The sequence below is a fragment of the Bacillus sp. 01N45 genome (genome assembly GCF_056399205.1).
Genome location: NZ_JBFTQW010000002.1, coordinates 189,527 through 209,411, shown reverse-complemented (window position 1 = coordinate 209,411; position 19,885 = coordinate 189,527). Strand labels below are relative to the sequence as shown.

Here is a 19,885-nt window from a genome sequence, read left to right as displayed (position 1 = left end):
AACTATCATTAGATTATAATTTTATTTATAGACTATAATAAATTGAAAGACGACCTAATACCTGGGTCGTCTTTCAATTGTTTTATTTTTATATATTAAACGTCTCAATAAAATCTCTAATGGTCCATTCAGATTGTTTTTCTCCATTATTGTAGCTAATATGACAGACAATATCCAAATACTTATAGCTATCAATGCAGCAAGAGCGTTACTTACATGCCCTCCTAAATCAAATGCTACAGGTGATAAAAGTATAACAAGCAGTGCCTCATTCAAAACAAAAAATGTTAATGAGCGCTTTCCCAAAGCAATTAATGAAAGGCTAAAGTACCCTAGATTTTTCAATTTACTCCCTATTATACCGAAACCCGTTGCATATGCTAATCCTCCAACAATTCCAGTTAAAATATGGATTCCATTTATCATTCCAGCTGTAAATACACTTGGATACCATAAAGTCCCTATAAAAGATAGAGGCAAAGCACCTATTAAGGAAATTGCTAATCCTATAATTGTTATATAATATAATTTTTTCAAATTTTGCTCTGGTTTTATTAATAACTGATATCTAGCAATCCACAAACCAAGAATTACCGAAGGAAGAATTGGGAACATAAAATGGATGAGAACAGGTATAACAGGAAAGAAAAGTAATCGTAACATTGTAGTACTTAGATACGTGTCTTTTGCTGAAACATCTGGTGAAAAACCGTAATCGCCTATTGCTTGCATATTAAATCCCCATATTATTGGGATAAAAATGATATACAATATAGTGATAATCGTAAATGTTCGAATTAATGTTTTCATTTTACACTTTAATAGCGGGCTAACAAGAAGCCCGGCTATACCATAGGCCATAAGAATATCTTGTCCTCCAATTAATACTGCTAACACAACCCCAAACAGTATTAAATACCAAGAGCGTCTTCTTACTATTTTTACAGCATGATTTTCATTTTTCCCTTTTGATATTTGCCCTTCGAGTGCTAGAACCAAACCGTAGCCTAATAATACGGCAAACATCGCTCTTGCACGGTTATCAATTATGAATATACCAAAAAGGTTTACAATTTGATCAAAGAAACTTCCGCTTTCCACCCTATGCATAATTCCAGGATCTGCAGCATACAAGTAAAGCGGTGCATGGGCAAGTACGATTAATAGTAACATAGTACCTCTTGCTAAATCTAATGAGACTGCACGCTTCTTCTCAATTGTTACATTATTTATTGATTTACTCATATTTTACTTCCTTCCTTAGCATCAACTAACCATTCCGACCTTTCTTACATTTTTGTCAAAAACTAATAACTAGTTGCTATTAAAATTAAAACAAATAAAGTGAAACTTTAAGCAGTGGCAGTTTCGTTCATCACCCACTAATTATTATTCCGTACCAATCGGGCTTTTACGAGCTTCAGGGCTTCCACCTAGCTTCCTTACTCCAGCCAAATTTTGAGGTGGGAGTTTTACTGTCCACAAATAGCAGGATACATATAAAACGAACTATTTCTTCAAATCCTATTCCGGATATTATATTCTAAGATGATTTTAATATGTTTTATTTTTAAAATACACATGAAATCTTTCAATCCCCGGATATCTTTCTCCTAAACTTTTAACCTGAAAACCAATTTTTTCATAAAATTCTACTGCCTCATTGTCTGTCTCTGCTTCTATATAAGTTAATTGAAGCATTTTTACTACTTCTTTTATCATTTGCAACGCAATTCCTTTATTACGATATTGTGGAGCGACTGCTATGTGACATATTCTCGCTTTATTTGCTCCGATTATTTCAATACCTATACAAGCCTCTTCTTCATATCTGTACAAAGTCCCTTTATTACTCTCATAATATAAAACTGCTTTCTTTAAGCTAGTTTCACTTGGCCCGACTGCATACTGTAACACATTTAAAATTGGATCTTTCACAATTTGTTCCACGCGTTGCAAATTCATTTCTACATTCCTTTCCATGAAAAAAGATTAGCTCTTTCTATAAAGAGCTAATCTCATTACGCTGTTATTTTTTCTTCTTTTTTCACAACGACCGCTACATAACTATGTAGTATCATTCCGACAATAACAAGACTCATTCCGATCCAAGATAAAGATGACGGAATTGGCGCAGATAGTAAGATAAGCTCTCCTACTAGCGCAAATAAAACTTCACCGGACTGTGTTGCTTCTACTGTTGCTAGTTTTTGTGGATCATCTTTTACAAGATCTGTCGCAAAGAAGAATAGTACTGTCGCGATTAAACCAGAACTAACTGCTACAATAAAACATTGGAAAACTTGGCTACTTGACGGTAATCCGCCTGTTGATACTTCATAACCAGATAGTAAAAACCAAAATGGTAAACTTGCTAATGTCATACCGAGAACTCGCTGGAATACATCTAATTCGCCTTTACAAACTTGCATCATTTTTCGATTTCCAAGAGGATACGCAAACGCTGCAATAAGTACAGGAACTACACATAAAACGGTTTCTCGAATTCCTAATGAAGAAGCATGTTCTACTTGCATGAGTACAACACCGCATAAAATAACCCCAGACATAACTAATTCCTTTATTGGAAGTTTTTTATGTAATGGATCTACTGCAAAAAATGGTGTTAACAAAATTCCTGCGACAATCGTAATTTGCCAAGTTGATGCAACAAGCCAACCAGGTCCAAAAGCTCCGGCAAAACTAAGTGGTGCATAGAAGAGACCAAATCCAACGATACTCCACACTAACCATTCTTTCGGATTATTTTTCATATATTGAAAGAGTTGCTTTAAGTTCCCTCTATACATGACAATAAGTAAAAGCATTGGAACCATAAAGTAGTACCGTAATGAAGCACTCCAAATCCAGCTTCCACCTTCTAAGTCCATCGCCCGGTTTAAAACAAAGGTAAAGGCAAAGAAAAATGATGCCAATATCCCTACTGCAATAGCTTTCATTATAAAACCCCTTGTTTAGTTTCTTCTTATACTATACAACAAATTAAATATAATTAAAATTCGAAATCTTTATCTCGCATCTATTCTAGCTCTATATAGTTTTCTTAACTGACTAATATGAGCTTGATGGTACCGATTATGATCGGCTATATGCCATATTCCCCACCTTATAGTCGCAGTTTCTCCCTTCTCATAAAAAACTTCCCTTGTTAAATCATTTTCTGTTAGTTTCATACACTCCTCATAAAACATATGTTGCACCGCTTCATAATCTTGCATTAATTGTTGCAACGTCTGTTTTCTTAAACTTGGTAGTTCTCCTACATCATTTAACATAGTTCCGTATTTATTTTCAAGCGCGAGGGGAACTGCTTCTCCTTTTAAGCGATACACCCAGTTCAAATCAACCACTGCCAAATGTTGAAGTAGTTGTCCGATGCTATTTTCATTATTTTTTGCCCCTTTGAAGGACAGTTCTTTCTCATCAGTACCTTCTACTAACTTTTGCAGTCGTTTAAATGTATCAGTAACCGTCGCATACAAAATTGCTACTTGCGGGTTCATATTTTTTTCTAAATGGAGATCTTTCATACTAAACTCCCTCTATTAAAAGAACAAGACCATATGTTCATCATCACTATACACACCATTCATCTTTATAGCTCTCTTTTCAATCCCATACGTTTTAAAGCCCATTGATTCATACAATTTTTTTGCTGATTCGTTTGTAGATACAACACCTAAGTTCAATTGTTCTAAGCTCATTTCTCTTGCTCTTTCAATTGCCTTACGTATTAACTCACGTGCAAGACCACTTCTTCGATTACTTGCATCTACATACATTGCAACGATATGACCTTTATGTTTATACGCCTCTTTCTCTTCTGTTAGTAAAGTAACCACTCCAACTAATTGATTCTTTTCATTAAAAGCACCGAATGTACAGCTAGTAGTAGCTGTTAAATTATTTTCCACTCGCTTAATAGGATTTTCTTGACGAATCGCCTCTTCATAAGTTGTTACAAATGCCTCTGGATTTACTTGTAATGCCTGTAAACGTAACTCCCAATATTGTTTTGCATCTTCTTTCGTAAGTAATCGAATCATATATCTCCAGCTCCTTTAAGTTAACATAATATTTTTATAAACTACTATTTATAGATTCGTATTCTTCTCTTAACATACTATAACGATAACGATGAATGAACTTTCCTTGACGTAATCGATCATTTCTCATTAATCCTTCACAAACAAAACCAGCTTTTTCATAACTCTTTCTAGCTTGAAAATTATCTTCATCTACACGTAGCCAAACTTTTTCTAATTCAAATTCAAAGAATCCCACATGTAACATTCTATATAGGGCTGCTAATCCATATCCTTTACCCCAATACTCTTTATTACCAATTACGATTCCCAGTTCTGCATTTTTATTTGTTTTATCAAAGTTTTTAAGATCTACCCACCCAATATGTATTCCGTTTTCTGTAGTGATAGCTCTTTGTTCATAACCATTTTTTCGATTTATACATGCTTCAATCCACTTTTTCGTATCTTCACGAGTGAACGGTGGATATTGATCCGGTACAACTAAATGATTTGTCACTTCTTTATCTAATGACCATTGATATCGCTCTTCTACATCATCTAGTGTCAGTTCTCTTAATTGAACGATTGGTACATTCATTATGCTATCCCCTTTTTATTTTCCTATAGAAAACCCTTCGAACATTCTTCCTCCATACTGTTCTAGCGTTTTTTCTACAAAAGTAATTAAGTTTCTTTTCTCACCCGTTGTATAAAAATGATCGAACGCCTCTACAAATTGATCTGCGTAATGTTCATCATATTTTCTAAGTACCCTTATAAACCATTTTGAACTTCCAAGCCATTTCCCATTTACTCTTAATATATATTCATGTAATAAATCAGCTAATAAATTCGCGATAAACAATTCTTCTTCTCTTTTTGATGCACCAATAAAATCGTCCAAAGTATCCGTAATAAAATACCGTTTCTGCTTCATCATTGCTTCAGTCCATTTAGCTGGCCCTTTATTTAGTAAATCATTTGCTTCTCTTTTTAATTTCTCAACAATTTCATTTTCTCCTTTTAATACAATACCCTCTGAAACTAATTGTGGTAACGAAGGTCTCCCTCGGTCACAATCCATTTTAAAAAAGGTTTTACACGTTTCAAAATTATGTACAAACACTTCAACAGGCCATCCATTACTATAGAAAGATTCTCTATAACAAGACGGTAAATTTTGATCAACTATAACAATGTCCAGATCAGATGTTTTTGTCGCTTCTCCTCTTACAACGCTTCCTCCCAGTAAAGCTACATCACAATTCGGAAATTGTGATGTAATTATGCTTTGTGCTGCTTTCATTGGTTTCATAACCGTTCCCCTTTTCTTATTTCACTTTCTTTTTTTCAGCTCTTTCTCTCGCCTTTTGTATATACGGTTCTGCGTCTGGTGTTTTGCATGACGTTGCCCCGTGATCAACTTGTACTTTCCCAATTTCACGTGCAATTTCAATCGCTTTTCTCTCAAAGTCTTCATTACGAATTCCTATCGCGATTAAAGCACTATTCATCGCTTCTTTTTTTCTATTTTTTTCATTATGTATATTTGCTTTAATCTCTTCTAGATACGGAGTGAAGAATTCATCATGTAACGTTTTATTTTTAATCGCTATATTTGCTAATAGAGACCATCCTGCTCTTCCAATCCATTCATCATCAGACTTTGTCCATTCTTCCATTCTTTCTATCGCGATTGGCGACGTACAAATAGCCGTCATCAAAACGTCCATTAAACAATAATAATCAACTTCCTGTACCCATTTGTTTAGCTGTTCTGTCGTAACTTGCTTTGGTTCTAAAATCATTGTTGCTAAAGTCATTGCATCCATATTTTTTGTTTTCCATAATGAAATTGCTAAATCATGATCTTTTTTTATCTTCTTTTTTAACAATTTTAAATTGGCAAAACTAACTCCGAATAGTGGCTCTTTCGCTCCGTGGTTTTTATACGTTTTACGATTTTGTTCTGTTCCATATTTCTCTAGTTGCTGCATTACTTCTTCAAGTAACATATGCCCACCTCTTTATCTTTTATGTTAACTTCATATATGTATGTACGATATATTCTACATTACTTTTTGGTTTTCCTATATTTATTTCTTTAAATACGGTATGTGAAATTTTAAAGTTTCTACAGATAACTAACACAACCACGAAAAACCTGTACATTTTACATATACAGGTTTTCATTTCATCAATTTTCCAAAGTATAAGAAATAGAATATGAAAGAACTTTTATTTATTCGATTTTCTCTATATTTGTTGTAAGCTCTTTACATCTGACCACTCTTCTATAGACACTGCGTCCGGAAAAACTGTAACTACATTAAAATTCGCACCTTTTTCTTTTCCAATTTGTTTAGCAGCTAATAAATTCGCTGCCGCAGACGTCCCTATTTTCATACCAGTTTCATTATAAAAACGTGCTATTTCATACAAAAAGAGCTTCTTTATTCAAATGCGTTCATAAGTACAATTCTCCAACCATCTGGATCCTCTATTGTGGTCCCTTTCTCTATCCAATACGGATTTTCTGGTTCTACCTCATGATAGCCCATATTACTTAATCGATTCACTATTTTTTCAATTTCATTTTTATTAGGCATATAAAAAACTAGTAAATTATCTTTTGTCGGTGCCGGACATGGACTTCCATTAACATGCGTTGTAAACTCCAAATGATACTCGGCATCCGGTAATCCAAACATAACTCCATCATATCCTTCATGATTGTGAAATTCTCCTATACGCTTTAATCCTAACCCCGTCTCATAAAAACTTATAACTTCTTCAAATTTATCTGTTGGTCTTGCCATTCTAAATTGAACCCAATTCTTCATGCAAATCTCCTCCTTTTCATTTTCCAAAGCTTTATAGTAATTATTATAAGTTACATATATTTCCTTTCATATCCCTCATTAGTGTGAGAACTACCTAAGTTGAAAGACCTATTAGTTTATAAATAGTAGGACTTTAGTATTAAATTCATATAAAAGTAGTTATGTAAATATTGAGATGAAATAAATAGTTCTTCCGATAATATCAAATGTTCCCCAGACTAAAATTTAATTTTTTCTATACCAATATTTTAATAGAAAACAAAAATATTCGAATCAATAATTGGAATGAAAATGAAATGCTACGAAAGTATGATTAGTCCCCTTTCATTTTGATATCGATTCTCCTAAAAACCACCTACATCATTATTAGAAGAACCAAATTTAATTCCTGAAAATTTTCATAATAAACATTAAAATCACCCTGTTTTTTCAAGACTGCAATTGATACAAAATCTTGCATATTTTTGAACAAACTTTTTTGCACTTGTAAAAAAGTTTTTTTGCAATTACCTCCCTATAATTGCTAATATAGTAGAGTAGAACTTTTATAGAGAGAAGGAAAATTATGCACAATGGAATTCGAATGACAACTTTAGTAAAAAGGGCTATGTTGATTTGCGCGGGGGTATTATTTACATACGAAGCAGCTTTAGGATCAGCACATATTGCTCTAGCAAGTACAGAGGATGAAGCAAAATCTGTTCAACTTGTAAGTGAAATTCAATCATCTCTTGCACCGAAAGAAGCTCCAAAACAATATAATGGGCAAGTTAGAAAAGTAGCTTATTTAACATTTGATGATGGTCCTGGAAAATACACAGCTGAGCTTTTAGATATGTTAAAGAGAGAAAATGCAAAAGCAACATTTTTCCTAATTGGTTCAAACGTAAAAGCATTCCCTGATCTTGTAAAACGTGAAGATGCTGAAGGCCACTATGTTGGGATGCACAGTATGACTCATAACTACAAGAAACTTTACACAGAAGGTCATTACGTAGATGAAATGAAGGAAGACCAAGGCTTAATCGCTGGCGTTCTAGGTAAATCACCAGTATTAACTCGTCCATCTTACGGTTCAATGCCAGGATTAAATGAAGCTCTTCGTAACAAAGTTGTTGAAAATGGCTTGAAAGTTTGGGATTGGACAATTGATTCTTTAGACTGGAAATATAACAAAATGCCTGTTGATGCTGCATCAGCTAAAATTGTCGAAAACGTTCTAAATGGTGCTAACAAACCGACAGAAGTTATTCTTATGCACGACATTCATCCACAATCCGTTAAAGCAGTACCTGGAATTATTAAGGGGCTGAAAGAAAAAGGATATGAATTAGAAAGTTATAGTGAGAACGAACACTTCCCATTAAACTTCTGGCACGATAATCGTATGTAATGAAAAAGACTTGATTTCCTCTAGTAGGTTATTGAGTCTTTTTTTATCGCATTGGGTATTACTTCTCGTATATTCAATTCAACTCCCTACTTCCCTTATATGAATAGAAATTAAGAATCACATTAATTTAAATTAAAAACATGTCATGTTATACTATAGGCTAATTTAAATGAGTAGGTGTCACATGATAGTATATACAGTTCAAACTGAAACAGCATGGAAACAATTTAAAAAACTTGGTTATTTAGAAGGAAGTAAAGAAAACATCGATCCCGATTTTATATATTCATACGATTGGATGGTACGTGTAGCTAAAAAAAGATTACCCCACTACGAAGGTAACTATCCTATTTGGGTCTGGGAAGCAAATAATTATCCAGATCGAAATACTAAAGCCTGGGGTAGAGAAAATTCAAAAATGGTAATTTTAACACTTGATGTGCCGAATGAATGGGTACTATGGAGTGATATTAGTTACTGGTGTTGTGCCATGACTGCTAGCTCTATGTATTTTCATCAAACAAATAAACGAACATTAAAAGACTGGTTTACTTTTATGGATGAAGAGTACAGATTAATATTCGACTTCGACTATTTATTATCTCATCCTGATTGGTATAAAGGTAAAGAGGCCTCATTAGAAAAACAAGGTGTTATCGGCAAAATCCCCCTTTCCTTTGTAAAAAAAGTCAGACGTTTTCGTGCTAAGGAAGATAAATCTATTAATGAAATCAGAAGTAATAACTGGGATAATAGAAAAGAAAATCGTATCAAAAAGATGAATCGAAAATTAAGAAAAAGAAACGACAAGCAAAAAAAATTGCAAAAGCGAATTATACGGCATTAAAACATATATATCAAAATACAGTAAGAAATTATGGATTGAGTATACAAATTCAATCCTATTTTTTATATTATCAACACTTTAGCACATATTACTCTTAAGGAGTGATGTGTATATGGATTTTCTTTCAACCGAATATTTGTCTGCCTTACTTGCCATCATTGTAATTGATTTAGTGTTAGCCGGTGATAATGCCATTGTAATTGGGTTAGCAGCAAGGCGATTACCGAAAGATCAGCAAAAGAAAGTTATTATTTGGGGAACTATCGGGGCAATCGCGATTAGAGCCCTCGCTACTTTAGTTGTCGTTTGGTTATTAAAAATACCAGGGCTACTTCTAATTGGTGGTGTACTCCTTATATGGATCGCTTACAAATTAATTGCTGAAGGTAAAGATCATGATATTAAGGCAGAAGAAGGATTTTGGTCTGCTATTAAAACCATTATTATAGCTGATGCATTAATGGGAATTGATAATGTTCTCGCTGTTGCAGGAGCTGCGCATGGTAATTTTTCTTTAGTAATCATTGGACTATTAGTATCTATTCCAGTAGTAGTATGGGGCAGTACCTTAATTTTAAAATGGGTCGATAGATTCCCTGTCATCATTACGATTGGAGCAGCTGTTTTAGCTTATACTGCTGCGAAAATGATTGTAGATGAGAAATGGTTCGCTGGATTTTTCGAAAGTAATCCTTTCATAAAATGGGCATTTATCATTATTATCATTGCCGGTGTAGTATTCTTTGGAAAGATGAAACAAAAAACAAAAAACGAAAGATAATTCTATATAATGACAACGTTATATGTACAAACAAAAGCGCTACTCAAATGAGTAGCGCTCTTTAATATTTATTTCGTTTCCCCGTCTTCAGTCGTCTTTACCTTCGTTTTATTTTTATCACGATGGTTATAGTTGTACTTCGAACGATCTACTGGTGTAAAACCTTCCGGTGTGTAGAATCGTAATAAGTCTCCGTTTACGACTTGGTCAGAGTATTTTAGTGATTTTTGAACCATTTGTTCATTTTGTTTTATTTCGTCTGTTAATTCAACAGCGTTACCAGTCGCTGTATCATAGTATTTGCCGTTTAGTGCAGTCACTGTTGGACTTACGTAGTTACCGTTACGGAATGGAACGACTTGTTTATGCTCTGGTGATAATAAATCTGATCCGAACTGGACATAATTTTTCGTATCTGTACCTAGTAAGTGTAATAGTGTCGGCAGAACATCAATTTCTCCGCCGTATTGATGTTGTACGCCGCCCTTCATTCCTGGGACACGAATGATTAATGGCACACGTTGCAGTTGTGCATTTTCAAATGAGTTCATTTCTTTACCCATTACTTGAGACATTGCTGCGCCATGGTTATCTGAAATACCGTAATGATCACCGTACATAACGATAATTGAGTTATCGTATAAACCAGATTGTTTCAAGTAATCCAAAAATCCTTTTACAGACTCATCTAAATAACGTGCTGTTTGGAAGTACGTATCTACTGATGAATCACCTGTAGTCGCTGGTTCAATTGTTGCTTCCGCTTTATCAATTGGATAAGGGAAATGGTTCGATAACGTAATGAACTTCGTATAGAACGGTTGTTTCAATGTTTGTAATAACGGAATTGATTCGTTAAAGAACGGTTTATCTTTTAATCCATAGTTTACTACATCTTTTTCATTCATATCATAGTACGACGCATCAAAAAATTTATTGAAACCAAATGATTTATAAATATCATCACGGTTCCAGAACGTTTTGTAATTACCATGGAATACAGCTGATGTGTATCCTTGTTGACCTAAAATAGCTGGTGCTGATTGATACGTGTTATGAGCTTTATTTGTAAAAACAGATCCTTGCGGTAACCCATACATTGAGTTTTCTAGCATGAACTCAGCATCAGATGTTTTACCTTGTCCTGTTTGATGGAAGAAGTTATCAAAGTATAGCGTATTCGCATCTTTTGTAAATGAGTTTAAGAACGGTGTAACTTCTTGCCCATTTAATTTATAATCAATTAAAAAGTTTTGGAATGATTCTAAATGAATATAAATTACGTTCATTCCTTTTCCTTTACCAAAGTACTCAGGATTTGGACTTGCATATGTTGATGCAAGATAATTTCTAACCTCTGTCATATTATCTCCATCAGCTAACGCTCGTTCTGTTGATGCTTTCGCACTTTGAATGCCATCATAAATCGTATAGTTGTATGCCCCTAAATATTTCACAATATAATTACGGTCAAATGTTCTTGTTAATAATTCAGGACGATCAGATTCTGCAAGACCTAAGTTAATGCTGAATAATAAAATACCTGCTACAAATACTAGTGATAATTTATGTTTCGCAACACGAATTGGTTTTGGATTTGCAAATTTTGTTGCAACTAAAACAATTAAAATGATTGTATCTAGGAAATATAGTGGATCATATGCGTGTAGCAATGCAAAAATACTACCACCTAAATCTCCAAAGTTATTCGTTTGTGTTAATGTCGGGAACGTAATAAAGTCACTGAAAAAGCGATAATATACTACGTTTGCGTATAACAGTATAGACATTAACAAATTAATAACAATTAACCAAATGTAAGCACGTTTCCCCTTTGCAAATAATGCGAGCCCTAAAAATAAAACTGCTGAGCTTAACGGGTTGAAAAACAGTAAAAACTTTTGGATTGTGTTGGATATCCCTAAATTAAATTCTGTCACATATGCTGCGTATGTTTTTAACCAGAATAAAATAATGGCAAACACGAAAAATCCAAAGTGATTGCTTAACACTCGCTTACTCTTTAATAGTAATTGCTTCATCTCTCCACCTCTTTTGATCATCCAAGGCTTATTTTTTTATAAGTCTGTCTCTATTCAATTTTTTATCTTCAAATAGATTTTGTTTGTTTAACTAAATGAAGAATATTAGTAATTATAATTTGAAGCTAGTATTTATTCAACTATTTCTTTCTAGACATTTTGACCTTGGTTTCTATTTAATAAAATAAATTTGTAACATTTTCTGTTTTCTCCCAAGTCTCATCCACTAATTATGACTCCACATACTATAAACCTTTATTTACTGCTTCGCAAATAAATATTTCTCCAGTTCTGGAACATTAATGTAATATAGTGAAATTTACAATAGATAGTATTTGTTTTTTTCGGTGTATATTAAATTCCTTCATATATTTCAAGTTTATTCTTAATTACAGTCCTTTCTCTATATGTAACATCAAAAGGTCTTTTCTTCTCTAAAGTTATTTCTGTATAATTATTCACAATTCATAAAATAAAAGATTATAAAAAAACCTCGCTCTCATAAAGAGAGCGAGGTTTTTCATCATTTATTATTGACCTTTGTACATTGCTTCTACTTGTTTTTGAAGTTCTTCATTTTCTAAGAACTCATCGTAAGTAGCCTCTTTATCGATTACACCGTTTGGCGTTACTTCGATAATGCGGTTTGCAATTGTTTGTACGAACTGATGGTCATGAGATGTGAATAACATTGTACCTTTAAATGCGATTAAACCGTTGTTTAATGCAGTGATAGACTCAAGGTCTAAGTGGTTCGTTGGATCGTCAAGTGTGATTACGTTCGCACCACTTAACATCATTTTAGATAGCATACAACGAACTTTTTCGCCTCCAGATAATACAGAAACTTTCTTCTTAACTTCTTCACCTGAGAATAACATACGGCCTAAGAAACCACGTAAGAAGCTTTCTGACTCATCTTGTGGAGAGAATTGGCGTAACCAATCAACTAAGTTGGAGTCACTGTTCTCAAAGTATTTAGAGTTATCTCTTGGGAAGTAAGATTGAGATGTTGTAACGCCCCATTTGAATGAACCGCTATCTGGCTCCATTTCACCCATAAGGATTTTAAATAATGTTGTCATCGCAATATCGTTACGACCGATAAATGCAACTTTATCACCTTTATTTAAAGTGAAGTACACATTATCTAACACTTTTTCACCATCAATTGTTTTAGAAAGACCTTCAACAGTTAATAAGTCATTTCCTATTTCACGCTCAGGTGTAAAGCCAACAAATGGGTAACGACGTGATGATGGTCTAATATCATCTAATGTAATTTTATCTAATAATTTTTTACGAGAAGTTGCTTGTTTCGCTTTAGATGCGTTTGAGCTAAAGCGTGCAATGAAGTTTTGTAACTCTTTTACTTTCTCTTCTTTTTTCTTATTAGCATCTTGTGTTAATTTTAAAGCTAATTGGCTTGACTCATACCAGAAGTCATAGTTACCAACATAAAGTTGAATTTTACCGAAATCAAGATCAGCCATATGCGTACAAACTTTATTTAAGAAGTGACGGTCATGGGATACAACGATTACTGTATTTTCAAAGTTCATTAAGAAGTTTTCTAACCATTGAATCGCTTTTAAGTCCAAGTGGTTGGTAGGCTCATCTAGTAATAGAATGTCAGGTTTACCGAATAATGCTTGAGCAAGTAATACTTTTACTTTCTCTGCCCCAGTTAATTCTGACAATTTCTTATCATGAACATCTTCACCAATACCTAAACCTTTAAGAAGGATTGCAGCTTCTGATTCTGCTTCCCAACCGTTAAGCTCAGCGAACTCACCTTCAAGTTCAGCAGCACGCATACCATCTTCATCACTAAAATCTTCTTTCATGTAAATGGCATTTTTCTCTTGCATTACTTTATAAAGTTGCGTGTGACCCATAATTACTGTTTCTAATACTGGGAACTCTTCATATTCGAAGTGGTTCTGTTTTAACACTGCTAGACGCTCACCTGGCGTAATATGTATATCACCTGTTGATTGTTCGATTTCTCCAGATAAAATCTTTAGAAATGTTGATTTACCCGCACCGTTTGCTCCGATTAAACCGTAGCAGTTACCTGGCGTGAATTTTATGTTAACATCTTCAAACAATTTGCGATCCGCGAAACGCAAACTAACGTTACTTACTGTAATCATTTGTGTCCTCCTACTAATACCGCTTATTTCAGCGTTTTCTCACCGATTGTCTTAAAAAATCGCATATTACGACTCAATTATTGTAGACTATAGCTATTATATAGTAGAAGATGGATGAATAGCAACGGTTGATTGCTATTCATCCCTTTTCTACCTTGAATAAAATGTTTGTTTTTTAACGAAACAATATTATATAGAAGCAAATTTCACAATTTAAAGAGGAGTTATTTTGAACAAAATATTTATAATTGGAGCATAATGTTTATCGCTCACTTCCTATACAAATAAATGGCGAAATGAAAGATGAAAAGTTTGCAAAATATAAAGACGTGATGGAAAAGTTTATTAAATAAGAAGAATCCCCTTTTAAAAGGGGATTCTTCTTATTTTCTTTTACTTAATTTCTTCGTATAATTCTTCATTTTACTCGTTAATCCTATTAAAGCAGGTAGTAATATTGGCATCACAATGATAGCTAGTAGTAACAGTGCAACACCAACAACAGATGCTACTTGTATAAGCGTCAATACACCTGAAGGGATTAATGCAGCAAATGTACCGCCTAAAATAAGTGCCGCCGATAATACAACTCCTCCTATGTGACGAGATGCATTTACAATTTTCGTTGCGGGATCCCCTTCTAACTCATTGTATCGCATCATTACGAAAATGCTATAATCCACACCTAAAGCGACAATCATAATAAAACTAAAGAATGGCACATTCCAGCTTAATGACTCTACGTTTAATACGTGTGTACTAATTTGTTCACTTATGCCAAGTGATGCAAAATAAGCTAATATTAAAGATCCAATAATAAAGATTGTATTTAAAAATGACCGTGTAATAATGATTAATACAATCGCAATTCCAATTAACATAATTGTAGCTGTACGTAAGAAATCTTGGCCTGTTACTTCTTTTAAATCAACGTTTCTAGCTGTTGTGCCGCCGATTGCTTTTTTCGCCGATTTTAATTCTGTACCATTTAACGTACCGTCTATCGTTTTATTAATTTCTTCAATGATTGGCATCGCTTCTTTTGAATATGGATTTACGTCTAAAATGATTGTCATTTTAGCAGTCTTTCTATCATGTGACATGTACGTATTCAATGCTTTTTGGAAATCTTCTCCCTCTAACACTTCTTTTGGGATATAAAATTTCTCAGAGCTTTTTGATTCATTTAGTTCCCCTAAATATTTTTGAGCATCTCCTAGGCCGTTACTTACCTTTTCAAGCCCTTCTGTACTTTTAGATAATCCTGATTGTAATTGCCCCATCTGTTCTTGCAAGTCTTTCAGCCCGGTTAATAGCTGACCTTGCCCGTCGTTTATTTTTGTTAATCCGGTTTGTAACTCAGATGACTTGTTCGCAATTTGTTTTGAACCTGTAGCACCTTCATTTAATCCATTTTTAAGATCAGCTGCTCCTTTTTGTAACTTAGTAACTCCATCGCTCATGCCTTTTAAGCCGTTATCCACTTTCGATAACGCTTGATTCGCTTCTTTAAATGAACCCATTGCCGCTTTATGTTGCGTTGCTAATTTATTTAATTCATTTGAAAGCTCACCTAATTGCTTTTGAGCCTCTTTAGCGATTCCTATCGTTTGCAGTATGTTCGGATCATTTGCTAATTCTGGTTTCGTTTGAATGAAATTCGTCATTAACATTTCAATTTGTTCATAGCCTTTTTTCGCACCATCAATCGCTTGAGAAATACTTCCGAAGTATTGATCGTAAGAACTTAAACCTTTTTCTAACTGCGAATAACCAGCATGAAGTTGTGAAGTTGCATTAGATAATACACTAATATTTTCATTTACTGAAGTTAACCCACTCTCAATTTGCTGCGCACCTTGTGCTCCGTCATTTATGCCATTTGAAAGTTGATCTAAAGCTGTTCCTAATGCTGTTACACCATTTTTCGCTTCCGTTGTTCCATCAATTAATTTTTGAACGTTTGCAAGACTATTTGAATCTTTACTACCCATTTTATCTTTCGCAGTAGTTAATCCATCATTAATTTCCTTTATACCACCATTGGCATCTCCTAATCCTGTATTTAGTTCTCCCGCTTGTTTATTTATATATAGTTCTTTTATCCTTTCACCGGTTGGACGCGTCGGTGAATATACTTCTGAAACACCTTTCACTTTCAAAATCTTATCAGTTAGTTCGTCTAAAGTTTGAAGCGAACTCGCCTCATCTAACTTGTTATCTGATTGAATGACTAACGTACTTGGTGAAGAAAAACCTGGTGGAAAATGCTCTTCTATTACGTTAATCCCCATTTTCGATTCATATTTATTATCTACTTCAAATAAATCATTGTAATTTAGTGTGTTAGAGTATTTCATTACGAAAGGAATCGATATCACAAATACAATGATTAAAGCGACAAATGGTCTTGCTACTGAGTTTTTCGCAAGAAATCCCCATAATCGACTATCCTCATGACCTTTAAATGTTTTAACTGGATAAAACATTCCTTTTCCTAAAAGCACCATGAAAAATGGATTTAACGTAGTTAATACGAGTAATAATACTGCGACACCAATTGCTACTGCTGAAGTAGATTGATATAATTTAAAACTCGCTAAAGCAAGAGATGCAAAACCGATTAGTACTGCTATCCCGCTATATAAAACGGTTTTCCCTGCTGATTTAAACGTTTCTTTCGTAGCCAAAAATGCATTTTCTTGTTTACTTAATTCTTCTTTAAATCTTGTATATAATAAAATGTTATAGTCTGTTCCAACTCCAAACAAGACAACAACTACAAACACTTGTGTAAAGTTAGAAAACGGAAAATTAAATTGATCTACTAGATGGGCAATAATCCCCATTGAAACTAAATATGATACACCCACTGTAAGAAGAGATACAATTGGAACAATTGGTGAACGAAATACAATGATTAATACAACTAGAATGAAAATGATAGAAATAACTTCTGTCTTCTTCACTCCCTCTTGAGAGGAAGTAAGAAAATCACCCGCTATTAAATCACTTCCTGTTAAGTACGTTTTTACCCCTTTCGTTTGCACTTTTTTATGAAGCCCATTTGCAACTTTTGATATTTCACCATTTTTTTTATCTACTGAGATTTGCGTTAAAATGGTCGTATTGTCTTTAGATATCAACTGTTTTTCCAAATCTTTATTATCTAAATGTGAAACAACTTCCTTAATTCCTAATTGCTCTTTTTCATTTTGTAAAGCATTGATTGTTCTTATTATTTCCTCTTTTTGCTCAGTTGTTAAAGCTGTTTTACTTCCACTATTAAAAACAGCTATAATTTCATACTTTTCAGTCCCGTCTTTATCCATCTCTTTTATCATCTTGTCAGCAATACTACTTTGTTCTGTATTAGGAATCGTAATGTGCCCTTTTTCTTTCACTAATTTATCCATATTAGGCATCGTTACGATCATTGTAATAGTAATAACTATCCATAATAGAAAAGATAAACTTCTCCAATTTTTCAGCTTACTCATTTTAATCATCTCCTTTTTGAAAATTTAAAGGGAATGAATATTCATTCCTATCCTTTTAAAAATACTTTTTAGGAATGAACGTTCATTCCTATCATTCTATTACATTATTTTTTAAACTCTATTAAACTACCTTTACCGGAATGAATGTTCATTCCTATTGTTACACAAATATCCTCTCCTACTCACATGTTTTAAATATATTCAGGAATGAATATTCATTCCTATACTTATAAGCTATAGAATCAGATGATTCTAATAGCATTCCAAGAGCTTTCTTCCAGTTCTTTTACTAACTCTTTCGAGTATTCTAATTGCCCTGTTGCAATTACTTTCGTTAATTGTTCTAACGGTTGATATACAATAATAATTAAAGCAACTGGAGGCAATGGACGAAGAAAACCTTTTGCAATTCCATCTTCAATGATATTCATAAAGAAGCCTATAAAATCATCAAATATTTTCTTACTCTGTTCATCAAGAAAATAACTATCGCAGTGAGAGTTAGTAAACAAAAAAGCGTCCACATTGTTTCTCGCAAATTCAAATAAACGGTTGTACGTATGACTAAACTGTTCACGAATATTTGCTTCAACAGGAAAATCCGTTTTTATCATTTCAGAAAGCTCTAACATACTTTTTGAAAATAATGAGTTAACAAGTGCCTCTTTATTTTCAAAATAGCGATAAATAGTACCCGCACCGACTTTTGCCTTTTCAGCGATCATTGGAATTGTCGTACCATCGTAACCACGCTCTGCGAAAAGTTGCATCGCAGCATCAAAAATATCCTCTTGTTTGTTTTTAGCCATTTTTTCCACCTCTATTTCCAGGAATGAAAATTCATTCCGTTTTTAATTATAAATTACAGGGAATAAAAGTCAAGTGCGTGACAAAGTATGGTTGCGTTTTAGTGAAAAAATTATATCAACGATTATTAGAATATATCAGCGCAAATCTAATTATATCAGCGATTCTCAGGATATATCGGCGCATCTCCAATTATATCAGCGTTTTTCAAAATATATCGACTTACCGACAAAAACCGACAACCAAAGAGAAAGCTGTCCCAAAATTTGATTTTGGACAGCCCTATTTTTTAAAAGAAATCATAAATAAATGCTTCTCGTACCGGAACTATATCCTCAAACGCTCGTATTTCCTCTTCACTTCCGCTAATTAATTCTAGTTCATTAAGTTCTAACGGACGTTTGTATCCAAACATTATAGTAGATAATGCATTTATATCTAGCCTAATTCCTTTATCCTTTATTTCTTCATCTATAATTGTTATTTCATGATTTGCAAGCCTCACTGTAACGTTATTCCACGGTGCAAATGAATCTATAATATGTAAAATCACTTCTTGCTGTGCATTGTTCCAATTCAACTCATATTGTTTTAAGAACTGCTCCACATCTACAATTCTGCCCATAAAATAGGGCTTTATTTCTGCTTTTACGCGTGGCTCTTTTAGTGTATATAATAACGGTTCATTTTCACTTACTGTCATTTCAAGTTCTTTAATCATAGAATCATGCTGGCAAATAAAGTTCCACAGACCATTTCGCGCTTCATTATGCAGTGGAACAAATTCTTCTACTGTCATTTTGTTTTTTTCAATTTTATATAACATGTAGCCAGCTGCCGTTTTATTTTTATCGTAATAAATCGCTAATGTTAAATCATCATAAACAGCTTGTAACCACCATTTTTCATCGCGAACTAGCATACCGGAAAAACGTTCTGCAAATGTTTCATAAATCTTTTCGACCTCTTCTGGGTGATTTTCTTTATTGAAACGTTTTACAGTACCATTTACTTGTTTTTTCATAACTAAATCACTCTTTGTCATATGACATACAAAGAGATTCGCACAAAGTTCCCAGCCGTATTTACGGTAAAATGAAACAGCAAATGGATGTAGCATTGATACTGTATATCCGTCATTTTTCATCGTTTGAAGTGAGTGTTGAAGCAATTCTTTTACATACCCGCTTCTTCTATACTCTGGATACGTCGCTACCCCTGCAACGCCTCCCATTTTAAATTTTTCTTTGCCTATGTATATATGAAACGGAATAAGATGCAGTTTTGCTGCTACATCTTTCCCTTCCATAATACCGTATATTTCATGACTTTCTTTCATCCTTGTAAGTTGTTGTTGCAATCGTTCCTCATCAACTTTATATTGAAAAGCGTATTCCGATAAGCGTAATGCTTCTCTAAAGCTATCTTCTTTTAATCGTATAACGTTCATATATTTCTCCTCCATTC

Annotated in this window: 17 protein-coding genes and 1 pseudogene; 3 read left to right on the top strand and 15 right to left on the bottom strand. The window is 33.6% G+C overall.

Going from position 1 to position 19,885, the window contains the following annotated elements; translation table 11 throughout:
• Positions 1-54 precede the first annotated feature (54 nt).
• From AC1DMU_RS05185 to AC1DMU_RS05140, 10 genes and pseudogenes are all read right to left on the bottom strand, one after another.
• Positions 55-1,245, bottom strand: a complete 1,191-nt coding sequence (locus AC1DMU_RS05185) for a DUF418 domain-containing protein (protein WP_088063771.1) — start codon at positions 1,243-1,245, stop codon at positions 55-57.
• Positions 1,246-1,554: 309 nt separating this feature from the next.
• Entirely contained in the window at positions 1,555-1,965 is a 411-nt protein-coding gene (locus AC1DMU_RS05180; RefSeq protein WP_088063933.1) for a GNAT family N-acetyltransferase, read from the bottom strand.
• A gap of 56 nt (positions 1,966-2,021) precedes the next feature.
• Positions 2,022-2,960, bottom strand: a complete 939-nt coding sequence (locus AC1DMU_RS05175) for a DMT family transporter (RefSeq protein WP_087980770.1) — start codon at positions 2,958-2,960, stop codon at positions 2,022-2,024.
• Between the two features lie 69 nt (positions 2,961-3,029).
• A complete protein-coding gene (locus AC1DMU_RS05170; protein WP_088063772.1) occupies positions 3,030-3,551 on the bottom strand; it encodes a DinB family protein in 522 nt (173 codons plus the stop codon).
• 15 nt (positions 3,552-3,566) lie between these two features.
• Positions 3,567-4,067: a GNAT family N-acetyltransferase gene (locus AC1DMU_RS05165; RefSeq protein WP_088063773.1), complete on the bottom strand. Its 501-nt coding sequence runs from the start codon at positions 4,065-4,067 to the stop codon at positions 3,567-3,569.
• A gap of 34 nt (positions 4,068-4,101) precedes the next feature.
• The gene (locus AC1DMU_RS05160; RefSeq protein ID WP_088063774.1) at positions 4,102-4,647 is read right to left on the bottom strand and encodes a GNAT family N-acetyltransferase; all 546 of its coding nucleotides are present in this window, start codon (positions 4,645-4,647) and stop codon (positions 4,102-4,104) included.
• A gap of 15 nt (positions 4,648-4,662) precedes the next feature.
• Entirely contained in the window at positions 4,663-5,364 is a 702-nt protein-coding gene (locus AC1DMU_RS05155; protein ID WP_088063775.1) for a nucleotidyltransferase domain-containing protein, read from the bottom strand.
• A gap of 16 nt (positions 5,365-5,380) precedes the next feature.
• Complete coding sequence (locus AC1DMU_RS05150) at positions 5,381-6,064, bottom strand: DNA alkylation repair protein (RefSeq protein WP_088063776.1); 684 nt, start codon at positions 6,062-6,064, stop codon at positions 5,381-5,383.
• Positions 6,065-6,305: 241 nt separating this feature from the next.
• A pseudogene (locus AC1DMU_RS05145) lies at positions 6,306-6,491 on the bottom strand (cysteine synthase family protein); the annotation flags it as partial.
• A gap of 11 nt (positions 6,492-6,502) precedes the next feature.
• On the bottom strand, positions 6,503-6,892 hold the full coding sequence (locus tag AC1DMU_RS05140; RefSeq protein ID WP_087983772.1) for a VOC family protein: 390 nt from the start codon (positions 6,890-6,892) through the stop codon (positions 6,503-6,505).
• A gap of 565 nt (positions 6,893-7,457) precedes the next feature.
• On the opposite strand from AC1DMU_RS05140, the gene AC1DMU_RS05135 reads away from it, so the two are divergent.
• From AC1DMU_RS05135 to AC1DMU_RS05125, 3 genes are all read left to right on the top strand, one after another.
• Entirely contained in the window at positions 7,458-8,285 is an 828-nt protein-coding gene (locus AC1DMU_RS05135; RefSeq protein ID WP_060487153.1) for a peptidoglycan-N-acetylglucosamine deacetylase, read from the top strand.
• 184 nt (positions 8,286-8,469) lie between these two features.
• Positions 8,470-9,132: a DUF3841 domain-containing protein gene (locus AC1DMU_RS05130; protein ID WP_088063777.1), complete on the top strand. Its 663-nt coding sequence runs from the start codon at positions 8,470-8,472 to the stop codon at positions 9,130-9,132.
• Between the two features lie 112 nt (positions 9,133-9,244).
• Positions 9,245-9,913 carry a TerC family protein gene (locus AC1DMU_RS05125; protein ID WP_060487154.1) on the top strand — a complete coding sequence of 223 codons (669 nt, stop codon included), beginning with the start codon at positions 9,245-9,247 and terminating at the stop codon, positions 9,911-9,913.
• A 68-nt stretch (positions 9,914-9,981) separates the two neighbouring features.
• Here AC1DMU_RS05125 and ltaS read toward each other — a convergent pair whose 3' ends face one another.
• The 5 genes from ltaS to AC1DMU_RS05100 form a co-directional block, all read right to left on the bottom strand.
• Positions 9,982-11,955: a lipoteichoic acid synthase gene (gene ltaS, locus AC1DMU_RS05120; RefSeq protein ID WP_088063778.1), complete on the bottom strand. Its 1,974-nt coding sequence runs from the start codon at positions 11,953-11,955 to the stop codon at positions 9,982-9,984.
• A 530-nt stretch (positions 11,956-12,485) separates the two neighbouring features.
• The gene (locus AC1DMU_RS05115) at positions 12,486-14,111 is read right to left on the bottom strand and encodes an ABC-F family ATP-binding cassette domain-containing protein (protein ID WP_000633870.1); all 1,626 of its coding nucleotides are present in this window, start codon (positions 14,109-14,111) and stop codon (positions 12,486-12,488) included.
• Between the two features lie 383 nt (positions 14,112-14,494).
• Positions 14,495-17,611 (bottom strand): MMPL family transporter, encoded by a 3,117-nt coding sequence (locus AC1DMU_RS05110; protein ID WP_142291761.1) that lies wholly within the window; start codon positions 17,609-17,611, stop codon positions 14,495-14,497.
• Between the two features lie 242 nt (positions 17,612-17,853).
• Complete coding sequence (locus AC1DMU_RS05105) at positions 17,854-18,420, bottom strand: TetR/AcrR family transcriptional regulator (RefSeq protein WP_088063780.1); 567 nt, start codon at positions 18,418-18,420, stop codon at positions 17,854-17,856.
• Positions 18,421-18,707: 287 nt separating this feature from the next.
• A complete protein-coding gene (locus tag AC1DMU_RS05100; RefSeq protein ID WP_142291762.1) occupies positions 18,708-19,868 on the bottom strand; it encodes a GNAT family N-acetyltransferase in 1,161 nt (386 codons plus the stop codon).
• Positions 19,869-19,885: the final 17 nt, after the last annotated feature.